Source organism: Nocardiopsis sp. NPDC007018, from assembly GCF_040635075.1.
Taxonomy (GTDB): Bacteria; Actinomycetota; Actinomycetes; order Streptosporangiales; family Streptosporangiaceae; genus Nocardiopsis.
On sequence record NZ_JBEYHA010000038.1, the window covers coordinates 1 to 16,960 of the forward strand.

At 72.4% G+C, this 16,960-nt stretch carries 14 protein-coding genes; 6 read left to right on the forward strand and 8 right to left on the reverse strand.

The window, feature by feature from the left end:
- Window positions 1-660: 660 nt before the first annotated feature.
- The 3 genes from ABZ635_RS19315 (at window position 661) to ABZ635_RS19325 (ending at window position 6,930) form a co-directional block, all read left to right on the forward strand.
- On the forward strand, window positions 661-2,739 hold the full coding sequence (locus ABZ635_RS19315) for a serine/threonine-protein kinase (RefSeq protein WP_357766857.1): 2,079 nt from the start codon (window positions 661-663) through the stop codon (window positions 2,737-2,739).
- Window positions 2,740-2,897: 158 nt separating this feature from the next.
- The gene (locus tag ABZ635_RS19320; RefSeq protein ID WP_357766860.1) at window positions 2,898-4,796 is read left to right on the forward strand and encodes a protein kinase family protein; all 1,899 of its coding nucleotides are present in this window, start codon (window positions 2,898-2,900) and stop codon (window positions 4,794-4,796) included.
- 46 nt (window positions 4,797-4,842) lie between these two features.
- Window positions 4,843-6,930, forward strand: coding sequence for a WD40 repeat domain-containing serine/threonine protein kinase (locus tag ABZ635_RS19325; RefSeq protein ID WP_357766863.1), 2,088 nt, complete (start codon window positions 4,843-4,845; stop codon window positions 6,928-6,930).
- A 220-nt stretch (window positions 6,931-7,150) separates the two neighbouring features.
- On the opposite strand, the gene ABZ635_RS19330 is transcribed toward ABZ635_RS19325, so the two are convergent.
- Window positions 7,151-7,693: a type 1 glutamine amidotransferase domain-containing protein gene (locus tag ABZ635_RS19330; protein ID WP_357766866.1), complete on the reverse strand. Its 543-nt coding sequence runs from the start codon at window positions 7,691-7,693 to the stop codon at window positions 7,151-7,153.
- A gap of 186 nt (window positions 7,694-7,879) precedes the next feature.
- On the opposite strand from ABZ635_RS19330, the gene ABZ635_RS19335 reads away from it, so the two are divergent.
- Window positions 7,880-8,491, forward strand: a complete 612-nt coding sequence (locus ABZ635_RS19335; RefSeq protein WP_357766869.1) for a histidine phosphatase family protein — start codon at window positions 7,880-7,882, stop codon at window positions 8,489-8,491.
- Window positions 8,492-8,493: 2 nt separating this feature from the next.
- On the opposite strand, the gene ABZ635_RS19340 is transcribed toward ABZ635_RS19335, so the two are convergent.
- From ABZ635_RS19340 to ABZ635_RS19350, 3 genes are all read right to left on the reverse strand, one after another.
- Window positions 8,494-9,177, reverse strand: a complete 684-nt coding sequence (locus ABZ635_RS19340; protein WP_357766871.1) for a hypothetical protein — start codon at window positions 9,175-9,177, stop codon at window positions 8,494-8,496.
- A gap of 45 nt (window positions 9,178-9,222) precedes the next feature.
- A complete protein-coding gene (locus tag ABZ635_RS19345) occupies window positions 9,223-9,852 on the reverse strand; it encodes an XRE family transcriptional regulator (RefSeq protein WP_357766873.1) in 630 nt (209 codons plus the stop codon).
- Between the two features lie 93 nt (window positions 9,853-9,945).
- Window positions 9,946-10,689: an NAD(P)H-binding protein gene (locus tag ABZ635_RS19350; protein WP_357766876.1), complete on the reverse strand. Its 744-nt coding sequence runs from the start codon at window positions 10,687-10,689 to the stop codon at window positions 9,946-9,948.
- A gap of 237 nt (window positions 10,690-10,926) precedes the next feature.
- Between ABZ635_RS19350 and ABZ635_RS19355 the strand changes: the two genes are divergently transcribed.
- Entirely contained in the window at window positions 10,927-12,333 is a 1,407-nt protein-coding gene (locus ABZ635_RS19355; protein ID WP_357766878.1) for an FAD-linked oxidase C-terminal domain-containing protein, read from the forward strand.
- A gap of 25 nt (window positions 12,334-12,358) precedes the next feature.
- Here ABZ635_RS19355 and ABZ635_RS19360 read toward each other — a convergent pair whose 3' ends face one another.
- Both ABZ635_RS19360 and ABZ635_RS19365 read right to left on the reverse strand, forming a co-directional pair.
- Window positions 12,359-13,072 carry a MerR family transcriptional regulator gene (locus ABZ635_RS19360; RefSeq protein ID WP_357766881.1) on the reverse strand — a complete coding sequence of 238 codons (714 nt, stop codon included), beginning with the start codon at window positions 13,070-13,072 and terminating at the stop codon, window positions 12,359-12,361.
- Between the two features lie 324 nt (window positions 13,073-13,396).
- Window positions 13,397-14,629 carry an erythromycin esterase family protein gene (locus ABZ635_RS19365; RefSeq protein WP_357766884.1) on the reverse strand — a complete coding sequence of 411 codons (1,233 nt, stop codon included), beginning with the start codon at window positions 14,627-14,629 and terminating at the stop codon, window positions 13,397-13,399.
- Between the two features lie 58 nt (window positions 14,630-14,687).
- Here ABZ635_RS19365 and ABZ635_RS19370 point away from each other — a divergent pair, with 58 nt between their 5' ends.
- A complete protein-coding gene (locus ABZ635_RS19370) occupies window positions 14,688-15,470 on the forward strand; it encodes a TioE family transcriptional regulator (RefSeq protein WP_357766887.1) in 783 nt (260 codons plus the stop codon).
- A gap of 40 nt (window positions 15,471-15,510) precedes the next feature.
- On the opposite strand, the gene ABZ635_RS19375 is transcribed toward ABZ635_RS19370, so the two are convergent.
- Window positions 15,511-15,873, reverse strand: coding sequence for an antibiotic biosynthesis monooxygenase (locus ABZ635_RS19375; RefSeq protein ID WP_357766890.1), 363 nt, complete (start codon window positions 15,871-15,873; stop codon window positions 15,511-15,513).
- Between the two features lie 203 nt (window positions 15,874-16,076).
- Window positions 16,077-16,916, reverse strand: coding sequence for an ABC transporter permease (locus ABZ635_RS19380; protein ID WP_357766991.1), 840 nt, complete (start codon window positions 16,914-16,916; stop codon window positions 16,077-16,079).
- Window positions 16,917-16,960 lie beyond the last annotated feature (44 nt).

Consider the following 16,960-nt stretch of genomic DNA (forward strand, 5'->3'; position numbering starts at 1 on the left):
GGTATCGAGTCGCGCTCGGTGGCGCGGCGCGGGTTCCCGCCCACCGACGGGCCGGACACCTACACGGCGGGAACGCTGTTCCCGAGGTCGTCCAAACGGTTCGCGGCCCCACGGCCGTTCCGGGACGGCGGCCGGCGGGGCACCGGGGCGGCAGCGGTCCGGGACGGCGCGTGGACGCGGGTGCGCGCCGGGGGCCGGGGAGCGCGGGTCACGCCAGGGCGTGCCGTCAACCGCATCGGTCTGTCCGTACTCCGTTCGACCCGCTCAGGCACGACCGGAAGAGGACACACACCTGGGAGCTCCGTCGCCAAGCGGTTACATTGGCGTAGTACCACAACCCCCTGGACCCGCCGGTACCCAGGCTTCACGTTCCGCGACCGCACGCGGTGAGGACCCGGCCGCTGTGCGACCCCTCGGAGCTGTCGACACGTCATCGGCCCGCGCGGGCACCTCGCCCGTCTCGGCGACGCTGGAACGGGCAGGGTGTACCCGGCTTCGAAGACGGCTCCTGGGAGGTGGCGACCGTAGAGGAGGTGACCTCTGGAGACACACTGCTCGTCGACCATGTCTCCCGCGTCCCGAGGGCTCCGTCACCTTCGGGAGGGACACGCTGCCGCCCCCAGACCTTCGACGTGATCATCGAGATCAGCTGAGGCGACCTTGCATCCACTCACCGCGGACGACCCCCGCCGCATCGGCCCCTACCGGACCCTGGCCCTGTTGGGCTCCGGAGGCATGGGCCACGTCTACCTGGGCACGGACGGAGCCGGTCGGCACGCCGCCGTCAAGGTCGTCCGAGCCGAGTACGCCTACGACCCCGACTTCCGTGAGCGCTTCGTCCGAGAACTGGCACTGGCCACCCGCGTCCACGGCGAGCAGATCCCCCGCGTGTACTCGGCGGGCCCCTACGACGAGGTTCCGTGGCTGGCCACCGAGTACGTTCCGGGCCCCTCCCTCCAGGAGCTGGTGGAGAGGGCTGGTCCGCTGCCGGAACCCGCCGCCGTCGCCGTGGCGCGCGGTATCGCCCAGGTTCTGGTCGGGGTGCACGACGCGGGCTTCGCCCACCGGGACCTCAAACCCGGCAACGTGATGGTGGCGCCGAGCGGTCCCCGGGTGATCGACTTCGGCATCGCCCGCGCCGTGGAGGAGTCACGGCCGGTCCAGGACGACGAGGAGACCAAGATCCTCGGCACCCCGGGATACATGGCTCCGGAGGTGTCGAACGGTGGTGAGGGCGGTGCGCCCGCCGACGTGTTCGCCCTGGGCGGACTGCTCGTGTTCGCGCTCACCGGGATCGGCGCCTTCGGCGACGGCCACCCCTCGGCGGTGCTCTACCGCACCAACCATCTGAAGCCCCGCTTGGACGGCGTACCGCCGGCCCTGCACGACCTGATCGCCGCCTGCCTGGACAAGGACCCCGCGCTGCGCCCCACCGCCTCCAGGGTCCTCCGGGACCTCGGCGGCCCCCTGCCGTCCGCACCGAACGCCCGGGGATGGCTGCCCTCGAACGCCGCCGCGGTCGTCGACGGGGTGGGATCGGAGTACCGGGCGCTCCTGCGGACCACCTCCCCCGGCCGGGACCTCCCCGGGTACCGGGCGCGCAACCTGCTGACCGTCGGCGCAGCGGCCACAGCCGTCGTCCTCATGGTCGGGTTGGGGGTCTGGACACAGGCCCGCCCGCTGGCCTCGGCGATCAGCGCATCGGTCACGGCGGAGGAACCCGACGATGCCGTGGCTCCTGAACCGTGCGACCCCCGAGACGTCGCCGACACCTTCGCCGAGGCCTCCGCCCCGGTGCCGACCATCCCCGGTGACGGCCACTGGGCCAGACTGGCCTTCTCCCACGGGGGCTCGGTCCTCGCCGTGGGCGGAACCGACGGGATTGCTCTGTGGGACTGGGAAGACGGCACCGAGGTCGCCCTTCTCGACCTGTTCGTCCTCCAATACACGAGCGTCACACCGGTGTTCAGTCCCGACGACTGCCGGATCGCCTACGCGGACCGCGACGGAGTCCACCTGTACACACTCGCGACCGGGGACTACGAAGTGGTTCTGGAGGGGCACACGGTGAACTTCGCCGCCTTCTCCCCGGACGGGCGGTCCCTCGTCACCGACCCGGGGGTCGGTCTCCAGGCCGTCGAGCTCGACAGCGGTAACCGAACCGGATACCGGGGTGACGACCTCACCACCTTCAAACAGGCCGCCTTCTCCCCGGACGGTACCCACATCGCCGGGCTCAGCCGGGACGACGGACTGTGGTTGTGGGATACCGAGACCGGCGAGACGGTCGTGCACCTCCCGAACGCCGTGTTGGGGGACGGCCACAACAGTTTCGCCCTCCTCGACGACGGCGGGGTCCTGTACATGACCGAGGACCACCCCGTGGTGTGGCATCCCGGGTCCGGTGGAGACGGCGAGGCGCTCGAGGTGAGCGAGGAGTACCGGGAGGAACTCGCGGGCCTGATGTACGAGATCGCGTACAACCCCACCCACGACCTGGTCTACGCCCTCTACGTCTCCGACCTCCTCCCGGACCTGACCAACGAGGTCCATCTCCTCCTCTGGCACGCGTCCACGGGTGAGCCCTACGAGAACGAGGGCCTGGAGCAGCCCCCCGGGCCCCCCGCGGGCATCGTCGCGCACCCGGACGGGGAGACCGTCGCCGCCGCGGCCACGGGCGCGGAGGGCGTCATGCTGCTGGACGCACTCACACTCCAAGAGGACAGCCGACTCGGCTGACCCCACGACCACCGGCGAGGGTTCCCCTGTATCCCCTGCACCCCCACGATCCGCCACGGGTCGGCCCCTACCGGCTGCACGCCCGCCTCGGCGAGGACACGTGCGCCCGCGTCTACCTGGCCTCGGCCCCAGGACAACCCGCGGCCGCTCTCAAGATCGTGCGCTCCGAACACACCTCCGACCCGGTATTCAGGGAGACGTTCACCCTCCTGGTGGAGACCGCGCGGGACCAGCACAGCACCTACGTCGCCCCCGTTCTGGACGCCGGCCTCCAGCGGGCCACCCTGTGGGTCGCGGTGGCCCGACCGGCCGGTCCGACCCTGGCCGAGCTGGTGAACGGCCTCGGGCCCCTGCCCGTCGAGGCCCTGCGTCCCCTCGCCCTGGCGCTCGCCCAGGGGCTCGCCGACCTGCACGCGACGGGCCGCGCCCACGGTTCTCTCCGGCCGGACGGGGTGCTGGTCTCCCCGCACTGCGCGCTGATCGCCGATCCGGGCTTCGAGCGGGCGGTCACCGAGCCCGAGTACAGCGCACCCCCGGTGTTCGCCCCGCCGGAGGGCGGCCCGTCCCCCGCCGCCGACGTCTTCGCCTGGGCGGCCACACTGTGTTTCGCGGCCAGTGGAGTCGAAGGACCCCGGGGTCTCGACCGGGTCCCCTTCCAGTTCCGCGGTCTGGTGGACGCCTGCCTGAAGATCGACCCGAACCTTCGCCCCGCCGCCACGGACCTGGTGCACATGCTCGGCGGCCCGTACGCGCCCGACCCCTGGCCGCCCGCCGTCCGGGAGGTCGCCACGCGCTCCGAGGAAACCATGCGGCGGTTGCTGTACGTCGCCCCTCCCGCGGCTGCTTCGCCCGCTCCCCGCCGACGTCGGACCGTCGCCCTGGTCGCGGGTGGGGCAGCGCTGACGCTGGTCGCCGCGGGTGCGGTCTGGGCCCTCGGTCCGCGAGCCGCTCCAGGGACGGCCGACCCGGACGCCGATCGCGCGGCGACGGGCCTCATCACCGAGGCGGGCTGCCTGGAAGGCACCGGTTTCCCCGACCCTCCTGGGGAGATCGACGACCTGGACGCCATGGACGTCGCCTTCTCCCCCGACGGTGATCTCCTCGCGGTGACCAGCAACACCCACGGGCTCACCCTGTGGGACTGGCGGGAAGGAGTGGAGATCGCCCGCCCGACCGAGCACGTGTACAAGACGGGCGACCCGGTGTTCGCGCCCGTCGGCTGCATGGTCGCGGTGGTGCTGCCCAAAGAGGTCGAGAGCAGGGCCTCGGACATCGGTTCGGTGTCCACCTACGACATCCCCTCCGGAGAGACCGTGGAGCGCCCCGAGCCGCCCACCCCCGCCGGTGAGTCCGAGTACTCCGGCAGGACTGCCCGTTTCTCCCCGGACGGCACCCGTCTGGCGATCGCGAGAGGCGGCAACATAAGCCTCATCGGGGACGAGGCGACGGTCGGGTTGGTCGACCTCAGCACCAACGAGATCACCGGAGCCTGGGGGACGGAGCCGGTCACGGACGCCGGGTTCACCGACGACGGCCGCTTCCTCACCCTCGGCCCCGCGGGCGTCACCGTGTGGGACTCCGGCACCGGCGAGGCCCTGCACACGGAGCGCCGTTCGAGCTCCACCTTCCTGGCCGCGGTCCCCGGACACGACCAGTACGTCCACGTGGACCGGGGCGTCGTCACCTGGTGGGACTTCGGCCGACGCGCCGTGGTCGGTTCGTTCGAGCTGACCAGTTACATCGGGACCGCCAACACCTACCTCACCCACGTCACCCTCGACCCGGAACGCGAACGCGTCCACGTCGGCTGGGCGATCCGCCACCCGGACGAGGACGTGTGGAACGACCCCGAGATCAGCGACAGGAAGTCCACCAACCACGGGCACCTCTGGGACCTGGAGACCGGGGAGGACCTCATGGCCGACGAGGGCGAGCACCACCTCGCCCGCCCCCTGGCCCTCCACCCCGACGGCGGGGTCATCGCCGCGATCGACCAGGACGGGAGCGTCAACCTCGTAGATGCCGACACCCTGGAGATCCTCCACCCGCTCCTGTGATCCCCGCGACCCGGAACCCCCATCCCACGGCACCAGGTGAGACCACATGAAACCCCTGACCCTCTCAGACCCGGACCACATCGGACCGCACCGGCTCCTCGCCCGCATCGGCGCGGGCGGCATGGGACACGTGTACCTGGCACGCTCCCCGGGCGGGCGGCTGGCCGCCGTCAAGGTGGTCCATAAGGAACTGGCCAGGAACGCCGACTTCCGAGCGAGGTTCGACCGCGAGATCCGGGTCGCCCAACGGGTGCGCGGCCCCTTCACCCCCGCCGTCACGGACGCCGGGCCCGAGGACGCCGCCCCCTGGATGGCGACCGAGTACGTCCCCGGCCCCACCCTCAAGGAGGCCGTCCTCGACGGCGGTCCGCTCCCTGAGGAGTCCCTCTCCGTGCTCGCCCTGGGCCTGGCCCGCGCTCTCCAGGCGATTCACGGCGCCGGTCTGATGCACCGCGACCTCAAACCGGGCAACGTGCTGCTGTCGCCGCGCGGCCCCCAGGTGATCGACTTCGGCATCGCCCGCGCCGTCGAGGGCACCGTCCTCACCCGCACAGGGCAGTCCTTCGGCACCCCCGCCTACGCCGCGCCCGAGGCGGTCCTGGGCGAGGAGCAGACGGCCGCCAGCGACGTCTTCGCCCTCGCCGGTGTGGTCGTCTACGCTGCGGTAGGTCGGCCCCCTTTCGGCAAGGGCACCGCCGTCCAGGTGCTGCGGCGCGTGGTGGGTGAGGAACCCGACCTCGGCGGGTTCCCGAACGGCGACCTGCGCGACCTGGTCGCGCGCTGCATGGCCAAGGAGCCCGGCGACCGGCCCGGCTCCGAAGAGATCGTGCACGCCCTGTCCGCCGGTCCCCTCCCCGCAGCCGAGCACGGATGGCTCCCCGAACAGGTGAGCAAGGAGATCAGCGACCGCGAGCGGGAACTCCAGGGTGTGATGCGCACGGTCCCCGTCGCCCCGCCCGCCGCGCCCCCCGTGCCAAAGCCGAACCGGACCCCACTGGTCGTCTGCGCGGCCGCGGCCGCGGCCGTACTGGTCGCCGGGACCGGGCTCGCCCTCGTCCGCACCTGGGAGGGCGAAGGCGCGGTCGACGGGGCGACCGGGGGACCAGACGGGAGTTCGGCAGCGGGGGATTCGTCGCAGGAGACCGACAGCGAGATCTCGGGCCGCCCCGGCTACCCGGACCTGCCCGGTGTGGTGCGCGACATCCGCTTCTCCCCGGACGGCGACACGATGCACGTCGTCACCAGCCAGAACCACACTGAGTGGGACTGGCGTGAGGGCGAGCTCCTCGACTCCACCGACGAACCGCCCACCTCCCTCGACATCAACGCTCGCGGCATGTGGGCGGTGGGCGCCATCGTGAACGTCGGCATCTGGCGTGACGGCGAGGGCGACGAGCTGACCCTCACCTACGACCCCGAGGACCTCGACGACGTCCGGTCGCACGAGTCGGTCTCACTCGCCGACAGTGTGACCCGTCTGGCCTTCCTGCAAAGGGGTTTCGAGACCAACACCGTGATGGTGTGGGACTGGTCGAGGAGCCTGGACGGCGACGAGATCATCATGGAGGTGGAGTCCGCCGTCTTCGCCGGCGGGTCCACCAGGGTCGAGATCAGCCCCGACGGCGCGCACGTCGCGGTGACCAACATTTTCGAGGACGTCGGGACCGTGGTGCTGGAGGTGGACAGCGGGGAGACCGTCGCCGAGTTCCCTCAGGGCGGGCTCCAGGGCGAGGTGCAGTTCACCGACACCTTCGTCTCGGCCTTCGCCCCTGACCGGCCGGTCATCGCCGTCCACCAACCCGACCAGGGCACCCTCGTCCTGTACGACCTGGACGAGGGTGAGACCGTGCTCGAACTCGACGCGCCCGGAGAAGTGAACAGCCTCACCTTCACCCCCGACGGCTCGGAGCTGCTGTCCGGCGGCGGCCCCAACGGCGTCGGCGAGGACTACGGCGGCCGGAGGTGGGATGTGGTCGCGGGCGAGGAACTGACCTCGGGCGACACCCTCCTCCTCGATGAGGTCACCGTGCACCCCGACGGGGAGACCGTCGTCGTCGTGGAGCGGGGCGATCGCGGTTCCAGCCTGCTGTTCCTCGACCCGCAGACCCTCCTGGACACGCACACCATCGGATGAGGTCCCGGACCGGACCGGCCCCTTCCTCGCGCTCCTGGGCTCCGGTGGCACGGGCAACGTCCGCCTCGGGCCCGGACCCCGCCGAGCCCGTGGCGGTCAAGGCGGTGCGGCCCGAGTTCCGTGAGTGCTATCGAACCGGCGTTCACCGTGAGCGGGGTGGCGACCGCATCAGCGGTTCGCGACCCCCGCCCCCGGAGCCCGTCCGGGAGCGGGGCGCGTGTCAGGCGGCGAACTCCCGGACGATCCGCGCGCAGAACGCGGGCAGGTCGTCCGGGTTCCGGCTGGTGGTCACGCCGTGGTCGGTGACCACCTCCTCCTCCACCACGGTGCCGCCCGCGTTGCGGACGTCGGTACGGATGCTCGGGTAGGAGGTGACGGTGCGCCCGCGCACCACGTCGGCCTCCACCAGCACCCAGGGACCGTGGCAGATGGCGGCGACCGGTTTGCCCCGTGCCACGAAGTCACGCACCAACCGCACCGCGTCGGCGTCCGACCTCAGGTTGTCGGGATTGATCGTGCCGCCCGGGATCACGAGCGCGTCGTAGTCGTCGACACCGACCCCCGACACCTCCCGGTCCACGTCGAACCGGTCGGCTGGTTCGATGTCCCCGTTCATGGCCTGGATCTGCCCGCTGTGCGGCGAGACCAGGTCCACCCGGGCCCCGGCCCCGACCAGCGCGCGCCGTGGTTCGACCAGTTCCACCTGTTCGACGCCGTCCGCGGCCAGGATCGCGACCTGTCGTCCGGCGAGTGGGTCAGCCATCGTGTCCCCCGTGTACTTCTCGGATACGCGGCCCCGTGCGGGTCCGCCGACATGTGCGGCCCTACCCGCTCGGGCCGCTCCCCTCACCCGCGCGCCGCACCCGAAACACGCACGGGCGAACCACGCGCCCGCGAACCGAGTCACAGGAGGGAACGCTCTCAGCGACCCAACGGAAGGGGGCCGCCCGTGCCCGCCACCCGTCATCTCTACCTGGCCCGTCACGCCCAGGCCGATCCGGAGTCAGGGGAACTCACGGACGTCGGACGCCTTCAAGCAGACCTACTCGGAGCACGCCTGGCCGGGTTCGCCCCCCACACGCTCCGGCACGGCGGCCTGCCCCGTGCCGCGCTGACCGCCGGTCTGGTGGCCGCGCACCTGGAGGACGTGGTTCCCGTGGAGCTCCCGGAGGCCGGTGACTACGCCCCCTACCTGCCCCGGCGCGAGGAACTCCCCGACACCCACGCCGACGGGGTGCTGGACTTCCTGGGCCGGGTACCGGCCGCCGAACGCTCGCCCGAACTCGGACGGCGGGCCCTGGAACTCCTCACCGGCCCCGCCGAGGGGGAGTCCGAACGCCGTGAGGTGGTCATCACCCACGCCTACCTCGTGGGGTGGCTGGTGACGTCGGCCCTGGACGCCCCGCCCTGGCGGTGGGTGAGCGTGGGCGCGGCCAACGCCGGACTCACCGTCATCCGCTACACGCCGGGCTCACCGGCCTCCGTCATCACCCTCAACGATCTCACCCACCTGCCGGAGGAACTGCGCTGGACGGGTTTCCCGCCCGGTATGCGCCCCTGACCTCAGCCCCGGGTCCCCTCCCAGACCTGGGCGGGGACCCGCTCGACCAGGTCGATGAGGGTGTCGGCCCCGGCCACCACGGTGTCCGGATCGATCCTGCCCGAGCTCCAGCCGAGGAGGTGGTCGCCCGAGAAGCGAAACGGAACCCGCCCCTCGGGGTCCTCCAGCAGCCACGCCCGCACTCCCGGCTCCAGCACCGCCAGGGCGAACGCGTCCTCCTGTGCGGTGATCCGGAAGGCCTGGTCGAAGACCCGCTCCCCCACCTGGAGGTCGTGCACGCCCACGAGGCCCAGCAGGGCGTGCCCGAGGTGTTCCAGCCGCACCTCCAGTACCGGGGTGGCGGGGGTGGACACCGTCACCACGGTGAAGCAGTGGGTGGTCGTGGTCGTGTTCTGACCGTTGTGGCTGGTCGTGGTGTAGCTGTACTCGAACGCCAGGACCCGCTGCCCTCGGTGGTCGGCGGTCAGGACGTGCCGGGCCTTGGCGTTGGAACGACCCGACCGGAAGGGCGTGCCGCTGAACCGGTCGACCAGCTCGGGGCGTTCCCGGTCGTAGTTCCAGCCCCGTTCCCGGGCCCAGGACTCCAGCGCCTCCGCGCGCTGCCGTTCGGCGGCGGAGGCCATCACCGCGATGGCGATGATGATGACGACGGCGATCGCCAGGATCGCCAGGGTGCCACCAGACATGGGGGATCTTCCTCTCAGTGGTGCTCTCCACCCCTGAGACGCCGCTCACTCCCCGCCCGGTTCCGCGCTCTTTTCCGTGTCCTGCCGGGGGCGCACCCGCACGTGGGCCCGCTCCCCCTGGGGACCGAACAGGCCGAGGTACTCCACGGGTCCCGGCCCGGGATTGACCAGGGCGTGCGGGATACGGGTGTCGAACTCGGCGACCTCGCCGGGCTCCAGCACCATGTCGTGCTCTCCCAGAACCAGCCGTAGCCGCCCCTCCAGGACGTAGAGCCAGTCGTGGCCCTCATGGGTGCGCTGCTCGATCTGGTCGGCCGGGACGCTGAGCGGCGCGTTGGGCGTCGGGTTGGTGATGCGGTAGGCCTGGAGCCCGCCCGGTCTGCGGTTGAGCGGCACGTAGGTGACTCCGTGGCGCACGAACGCACCGCGTCTGACCCGTGGGTCGTGGACCGGCGGCTGCCCCACGAGCCGGTCCAGGGGCACCTCGTACACCCGGGACAGGGGCAACAGGAGCTCCAGGGTGGGGCGCCTTCGCCCCGACTCCAACCGGGACAGGGTGCTCACCGAGATCCCGGTCTGCTCCGACAGCCCCGCCAGTGTGGTGCCCCGGTCCCGGCGCAGGGCCCGCAGCCGGGGCCCCACCGCCTCCAGTACCGGGGTGAGTTCGTCGTCCATACCCCCGAATCTGCCACAGCGTCCGCCGTCCGGCACACACCGTCCGCCCGGACCCCCGGAACCGGGGTCGGGCGGTCCGTCCCGCGGTGGTGTTCAGGCACGTTCCAGGTACTCGGCGAAGGTGGTGCGGCCCACGGCGTGCTCCGGGGTCAGGTGCGCCCCGGATCGGTAGGCGGCGAAGACCGCGCCGGGCAGGCGCAGCGGCAGGAGGCGGCGCCGGGCCCCGGTGGCGTCCAGGTAGGCGCGGGCCAGGTCGTGGAAGGACTCGACCCGGAGGCCGCCCAGGTCGGGAACGCGTCCGGCGGGTTCCTCCTGGGCCAGGCGGGCCAGGCGCAGGGCGACATCGGCGGGGTCGACGGGCTGCACGTCGACGTCGGGGTAGGGCATCACCGGCAGACGGGCGGCCCGGGCGCAGACCGCCGCGACCAGCTGGTGGAACTGGGTGGCGCGCAGCACGGTCACGCCCAGGCCGGAGGCGAGCAGGGCCTCCTCGACGGTGTGCTTGGTCCGGTAGTAGCCGAGGGGGACCCGGTCGCAGCCGACGATGGAGACGTAGACCAGATGGGCGACGCCGTGGGCCCGGGCGGCGCGCAGCAGGTGGGTGGCGGCGGGGATGTCGCCGCCGGTGGGGGTGCTGGCGCAGTGGACGACGGTGTCGACGCCCTCCAGCGCGGTGTCGAGCCCTTCCCCGGTGCGTAGGTCGACGGCATGGGAGAGCGGGTCGCGGGGGTCGGGGTGGCGGCTGAGGGTGTGGACCCGGTGGTCGGTGCGGCGTAGTCGTTCGACGACGTGGGTCCCGAGGGTGCCGGTGGCGCCGGTGACCAGGATCGTGCTCATGTGCCCACCTCCGCGGCCGTGGGTGGTGTCCGGGCGTTGGTCGACCAAGCTAACACCGAGCTGGTCCGGTTTTGGTGATGTCTGGCCGGTTTTCGTCGTGCTTTGCCCAGCTGTGGCGTGATGGTTCGTGGGTGTTTGTCCTGATACTCGGGTGACGGGTGCGAGGTCGGGGCCGGTTAGAGTGCTGGGCAGCGTCGGCGCAGTGAGCGCCGCCACACAGGGTGAAGGAGGGGTCCCATGCCGGGGGTCGTCGAGGAGCTGGTGGCCGCGGTCGGTACCGGACAGGTGGTCACCGATCCCGCCGTGATGGAGGGCTACTCGCATGACGAGGCCGAGTGGGCGCCCTACGGAGCCCCCGCGGCCGTGGTACGGCCCCGGGACACCGCCGACGTCGCCGAGGTGGTTCGCGTGTGTGCCCGGAACGGGGTCGCGGTCGTGGGACGCGGCGCCGGGACCGGGCTCTCCGGCGCGGCCAACGCCGGTCGGGGCTGGGTGGTGGTCTCCTTCGAACGGATGGATCGCGTGCTGGAGGTCGACACCGTGCAGCAGACCGCCACGGTGCAACCGGGGGTGGTCAACGAGGAGCTGCGCGCGTTGGTGGCCCGCGACGGCCTGTGGTACCCGCCGGACCCGGCGTCCGCTCCGTGGTCGACCATCGGCGGGAACGTGGCCACCAACGCCGGCGGGCTGTGCTGCGTGAAGTACGGGGTCACCCGGGACTACGTGCTCGGCATGGAGGCTGTGGTGGGCTCGGGCGAGGTCGTGCGGCTGGGCAGGACCACCGCCAAGGGCGTGACCGGGTACGACCTGGCCGGGCTCATGGTGGGCTCGGAGGGCACGTTGGGTCTGGTGACCGAGGTGACGCTCCGTCTGGTGCCGTTGCGCCGGGGCGTGGAGCACACGGTGGTGGGCTACTTCGACTCCCTGACCGACGCGGGCCGCGCGGTGGCGGCCGTCGCCGCGGCGGGCATCGTGCCCTCGGCACTGGAGCTGATCGACCGGTTCTGCCTCCAGGCGGTGGACGAGTGGAAGAACATGGGGCTGTCCGCCGAGGGCGAGGTACTGCTGTTGGCCCGCAGCGACCTGCCCGGGACCTCAGGCCAGGAGGAGGCCGACCGCATCCTGGAGTGCTTCGAGCGGGAGAAGGCGGTGTACGCGGTCCGCTCCACCGACGAGGAGGAGGCCGAGGCGCTGTTCCAGGCCCGGCGGCTGGCCTACCCCGCGTTGGAGCGGTTGGGGCCGCTGTTGACCGAGGACGTGTGCGTGCCCAAGTCCCGGGTCCCGCACATGTTGGAGGCGATCGAGGCGGCGGGGCGGCGATTCGACACCCGTATCGGGAACATCGCTCACGCGGGTGACGGAAACCTGCACCCCCTGTTCATCGTCCCGGCCGGTGACGAGGACGCCAAGAGCCGGGCCAAGCAGGCCTTCGAGGTGATCGTGGACGAGGCCCTGGCGGTCGGCGGTACGGTCACCGGTGAGCACGGGGTGGGGCTGTTGAAGATGCGCGGCGCGGCCGACGAGCTGGGGCCGCAGGTGCTGGACATGCACCGGGCGGTCAAGGCCGCGCTGGACCCGAGGGGGATCTTCAACCCGGGCAAGGTGTTCGCCCTGGAGCCGGGCGCCGACCCCTTCGGTGAGTGAGCGGGCGGCCCGGCGCGGGCCCGGGTCACGTGGTGCGCGCGTAGTCGTCCAGGAGGGCGGCGGCGGTGAGCATGGCCCGGGAACGCCGGACGAGCTCGTCCGCCCGCTGGGCCAGGGCGGTGCGCAGGGCCCGGCTGTCGCCGCCCCGGCGCAGCTCGCCGAGCACCGGAGGTATGTCCGGGAGCGGGTAACGGACCTGGCGCAGCAGGTGGACCATGCGGGCCTCGCGGACGTCGGCGGGAGAGTAGAGGCGGTACCCGGTGGGGTGCTCGCGGCGGGGGGCGAGGAGTCCGGCGTCCTCCCAGACCCGCAGCGTCGAGGTGCGTACCCCCAGGTGGGCGGCGAGTTCACCGATACGCAGGTCGCCCCCGGGCGCGGTCGGGGCCTCGGGGGCGTGCTCGGCGACCGCCTCCAGGGCACGTCCGGCGGCGCGCAGGGCGGTGCGTTGCTCGTGCAGCGCGTGGTGGGCGGCGTCGATCGTCTCCAGGGCCCGGGGGAGGTCGCCCTCGTGCACGGCGGCCATGACCGTGCGGGCGGCGGTACCGCCGAACCCGGTGTACAGGGCGCGGAAGGCGAGCAGGGCCCTGCGGTGCCGGTCGGTGAAGACGCGGTACCCGCTGGGGGTGCGGTCGGTCGGCGGTAGGACCCCCTCGTCGGCGTGGTTGCGTACCTGCTGGGTGGAGATACCGGCGGCACGGGCCAGGTCGATCGGGCGGAGCCGTTCGGTGGGAGCGTCCAACGTGTCTTCCTCCCGGGTGTGTGGGGACAGGATAGGGCGGGAACCCGGTAGGGGCGGCTGAGGCGGCGCCGTTCGGCGTCGGTCACCGGTGTCGCGGGGGCGCGGCCCCACGACCGGCCCCGCTCGTCCGTCGCGGAGGAGGACGTGGGCATCGGGGGTGCCGCTCTCCCCCAACCGTGAGGTGATCCTCGAAGCCGTCTCCACTCCCGGGGCTCGTCGGTCCGCGAGGCGAGGGCGCGGACCCCAGTGATCCGGGGGCGCCGCCAGCCCACCCACGCGTCGGCGGTGACCCCCGACCCGCCCGGCCGCCACCAGGAGGTGCCCCTACCCCTTGGTGGTCCCGCCGCCGTCCGCCGCCCCGGAGGGGGCGGCCTCCCGTACGAACACCAGCCCGTCGGCGTCCGCCAGGTGCGCCGGGTCCAGCGGGGCGTACCCGAACCACGCCGACTCCCGCTGTTCGACCTCCTTCCCGCCCAGTGCCCGCGCCAGCCCACGGGCGTCCACCACGCACCGCTCCTCGCCCAGCGCGTACAACTCCCCCTCGACACTCCCCGGAACCGGCTCTGCGACCCCGTGGTGCCGCATCGTGCCCAGGGCCATGGGCACGAACCCGTACCCCCGGCCCCACCGCGACGCCAGCAGGGACCCCGCGCTCCACCACTCCGTCAACCCCTGCCACATCCGCATCGAACTGCGTTCCCGTTGCAAGTGGGAGTTGTGCGCGTGCACCAGGACGGGGCCGCGTTCGGCCAGGGCCGTCAGATGGTGGGCCATCATCTGGTCCCGCACCCCCAACAGCCGGGTGATCCGCGCGGGCGAGGTGTCGGCCAACCAGTGGTGGTACCGCAGCAGCCCCACCGCCGTGCGCCCGTACACCTCGGCCCGCTCCACCTCGGCGGGGGAGGTCGCCTCCAACAGGTACGGTCGCTGGGCGTCCAGCAGCGCCACCAGGTCGTCGGCGATCCACCGCAGGTCGCGGGCCTGGGGCGTGCGCCCCACCGACCGGGACGGGTCCGCCATCGCCTGCTGGTCGGCCCAGGGCCCGTCCGAGCCCAACAGGTCGTCCAGCCGCTCGGCGGTACACGGCAACAGGTCCTCCCCGAGCCGCTCGGCGAGGTGGTCGTACAGGGCGCACAGGGCCTGGCGGGGGCTCTCGGCGCCCGAGATCTCCAGCGGCCCGTCGAATCCGGCAAAGCGCACCCGCCGCTCCTCGGGGAGCCCCATGTTGCGGTCCCGCATCCACCTCACGAGCTCGCGGTTGCCTTCGTAGGAGCCGAAACCGTGGCTGAACCCGCGCTCCATGACGTCGTCGAACCGTCCGTGCCCCCAGGTGACGTACTCGTCGACGACCATCCCCCGCAGACAGTCGCTCTCCAGGGCGATGGTGCGGTAGCCCTCCTCCACAAGGCCCCGCAGCAGGTCGTCGCGGGCCCGGAGCAGCGTGCCGTCGTCGTGGGTGGGCTCGCCCAGGGCGAGCACGTGCGGCCGCTCGGGGAACAGCCCCATCACCGAGGCCGCACCGAACGTTCTGATGGTGTCCTTCGTCCGCAAAGCCATGTCTTCGACGGTATCTCTGAACCCTCGGTTGAGGCTTTGCGGAGATATCCTCGATGACATGGCGACAAACCCTCAAAGCGCGGTGCGCCTGCGGCCCATCGACCTCGCCCGTCGGCACGGCCTGTCCACCCAGGCGGTCAGGAACTACGAGGCGGACGGCATCCTCCCGGCCGCCGAACGCACCCCCTCCGGCCACCGCGCCTACACCCCGGCGCACGCCTGCGCGCTGCGCGCCTTCCTGGCCCTGGTGCCCGGCCACGGCCACCAGCGGGCCGCCGCGATCATGCGGGCGGTCAACCACGGCCAAGTCGAGGCGGCCCTGAACGAGGTCGACCTCAGCCACGCCCAGCTGCTCGACGACCGCCGCACCCTCGCCTCCGTGCGTGAAGCCCTGCGCGACCTGGAGGCCGCCGCACCCGCGCCCGAACACGCCCCGGCCCCCGTACTCTCCGGTCTCACCCGCGAGGTCCCCGAGCCGGGCCCCGTCCTCATCGGTCCGCTGGCCGACCGACTCGGCCTGCGCCCCGCCACGCTCCGCAAGTGGGAACGGGCCGGGCTCGTGCACCCCGACCGCGACCCCCGGACCGGCTACCGCGTCTACGACGCTTCAGCCGTGCGCGACGCCCGCCTGGTCCACCAGCTGCGACGCGGGGGCCACTCGCTCGAAGGGATCGCCCCGCTCATCACCCAGGTCCGGGCGGCCGGCGGGCTCGGGCCGATGGAGGCCACCCTGGACGCGTGGGACCGACGGCTCGGCATCCGGGGACGGGCGCTCCTGCGCGGGGCGGCCGAGCTGGAGCACCACCTGTCGACCTACCGGGACAGCCCCGGGCACCGTTGACCGACCCCGGGGCGGCCGTTTCGAACCACGGCCCAGGGGGTTACGGTCCGACCCGGCGCGGGCCGGGCGCGACCTCGCGCACGACCTCGTAGGTGGGCACCCCGCTCATACGCGGCTCGGCGGTACCGGACAACCCGTCCAGGGCGGCGATGATGGCGGCCATGCGCCCCTCGGTGTCGGACTCCTCCACGAACGCGCGGTAGGCGGCCTCATCCTCCCACCGCACGACGTTGTACACGCGTGTGCCGTCGGTGCTCGCGTGGAACCGGGCCGAGTGGAACCCGGGGTAGAAGCGCACCCACCGTTCCTGGATCTCGGCGAACGCCGACACCAGCTCCCTCTGGGTGGTGTGCCCGTCGGTGGTGTAGTCGATGATCGATACGAACCCGGCGTCCGTGTCCACGTGCGCTCCTCATGGTCGTAGGCGGGAAGCCGTTTCCCGCTCCTGCCCGATCCTGCTACCTCAAGTCCGGTTGAGGTCAATCCCGCGGGCCCCACGCGCCCGCCTGCCCGCGAAGTGCGTGCGCGCCCGGGTCGCACCCGCCCGGGGCCCGTCCCCGCGAACGCGCGGAGGGGGAGTGCGCGCCCCGCACACACCCCCGCGTGTCAGCGCCCCAGCCTCCGGTAGCGCCGCAACGCCAGCGGAACGAACACCGCCACCAACACCAGCGGCCACACCACCGCCATCACCACGGCGTTCTGCGCCACCCACGACTCACCCGCGACCGTCGTGTTCCCGAACAGCTCACGACAGGCCAGGACCGTGGCCGACAACGGGTTCCACTCCGCCACCGGCGCCAACCACGGCGGGATCACCTCCGTCGGGACGAAGGTCTCGGCCACCATCGCCAACGGGAACACCAGCGAGAAGAACTTCATCGCCGACTCGGGCCCACGCACCAACAACCCCAGATAGATCCCGATCCACGTGAACGCCACCCGCAGCAGCAATAGCAACCCCAGCGCCGCCAGCGCACGCCACGGCCCCAGGTGCCACTGCCATCCCACCAGCAACCCCATGCCCACCAGAACCGCAAGGTCCACCACCGCCGAGACCGCGTCGGCCATACTCCGCCCCACCAACAGCGCCGAGGGCGCCATCGGCATCGTCCGGAACCGGTCCACCACCCCCCGGCCCACGTCCGTGACCACGGCGATCGTCGTGTTCCCGATCCCGAACGCCATCGTCAACGCGAACAGGCCCGGCATGAGGAAGTCACGGTAGTCCTCTCCCCCCACCCCCAGGGCCGCACCCATCGCCTCCCCGAAGACGAAACCGAACAGCAGGACCGCCAGCACCGGAATGAGCAGCGTCCCGACCACCTCGTCGGGCTTGTACACCAGGTGGGCCAGGTAGCGCCGCGCCACCACGGCGGAGTCGGCCACCGCCCACCCCGCCCGCCCCGCCCACGCGCGCGGCCCCCGCAGACCGCCGCCGTCGCCCACCGGCCCGGGCACATCCGCGCCCGCGCTCTCGACCGGTTCCGTCC

Coding starts and splice junctions, on each gene's coding strand:
- ABZ635_RS19325 (WP_357766863.1), top strand. CDS start 4,843: ATGAAACCCCTGACCCTCTCAGACCCGGACCACATCGGACCGCACCGG.
- ABZ635_RS19330 (WP_357766866.1), bottom strand. CDS start 7,693: ATGGCTGACCCACTCGCCGGACGACAGGTCGCGATCCTGGCCGCGGAC.
- ABZ635_RS19340 (WP_357766871.1), bottom strand. CDS start 9,177: ATGTCTGGTGGCACCCTGGCGATCCTGGCGATCGCCGTCGTCATCATC.
- ABZ635_RS19345 (WP_357766873.1), bottom strand. CDS start 9,852: ATGGACGACGAACTCACCCCGGTACTGGAGGCGGTGGGGCCCCGGCTG.
- ABZ635_RS19350 (WP_357766876.1), bottom strand. CDS start 10,689: ATGAGCACGATCCTGGTCACCGGCGCCACCGGCACCCTCGGGACCCAC.
- ABZ635_RS19355 (WP_357766878.1), top strand. CDS start 10,927: ATGCCGGGGGTCGTCGAGGAGCTGGTGGCCGCGGTCGGTACCGGACAG.
- ABZ635_RS19365 (WP_357766884.1), bottom strand. CDS start 14,629: ATGGCTTTGCGGACGAAGGACACCATCAGAACGTTCGGTGCGGCCTCG.
- ABZ635_RS19370 (WP_357766887.1), top strand. CDS start 14,688: ATGGCGACAAACCCTCAAAGCGCGGTGCGCCTGCGGCCCATCGACCTC.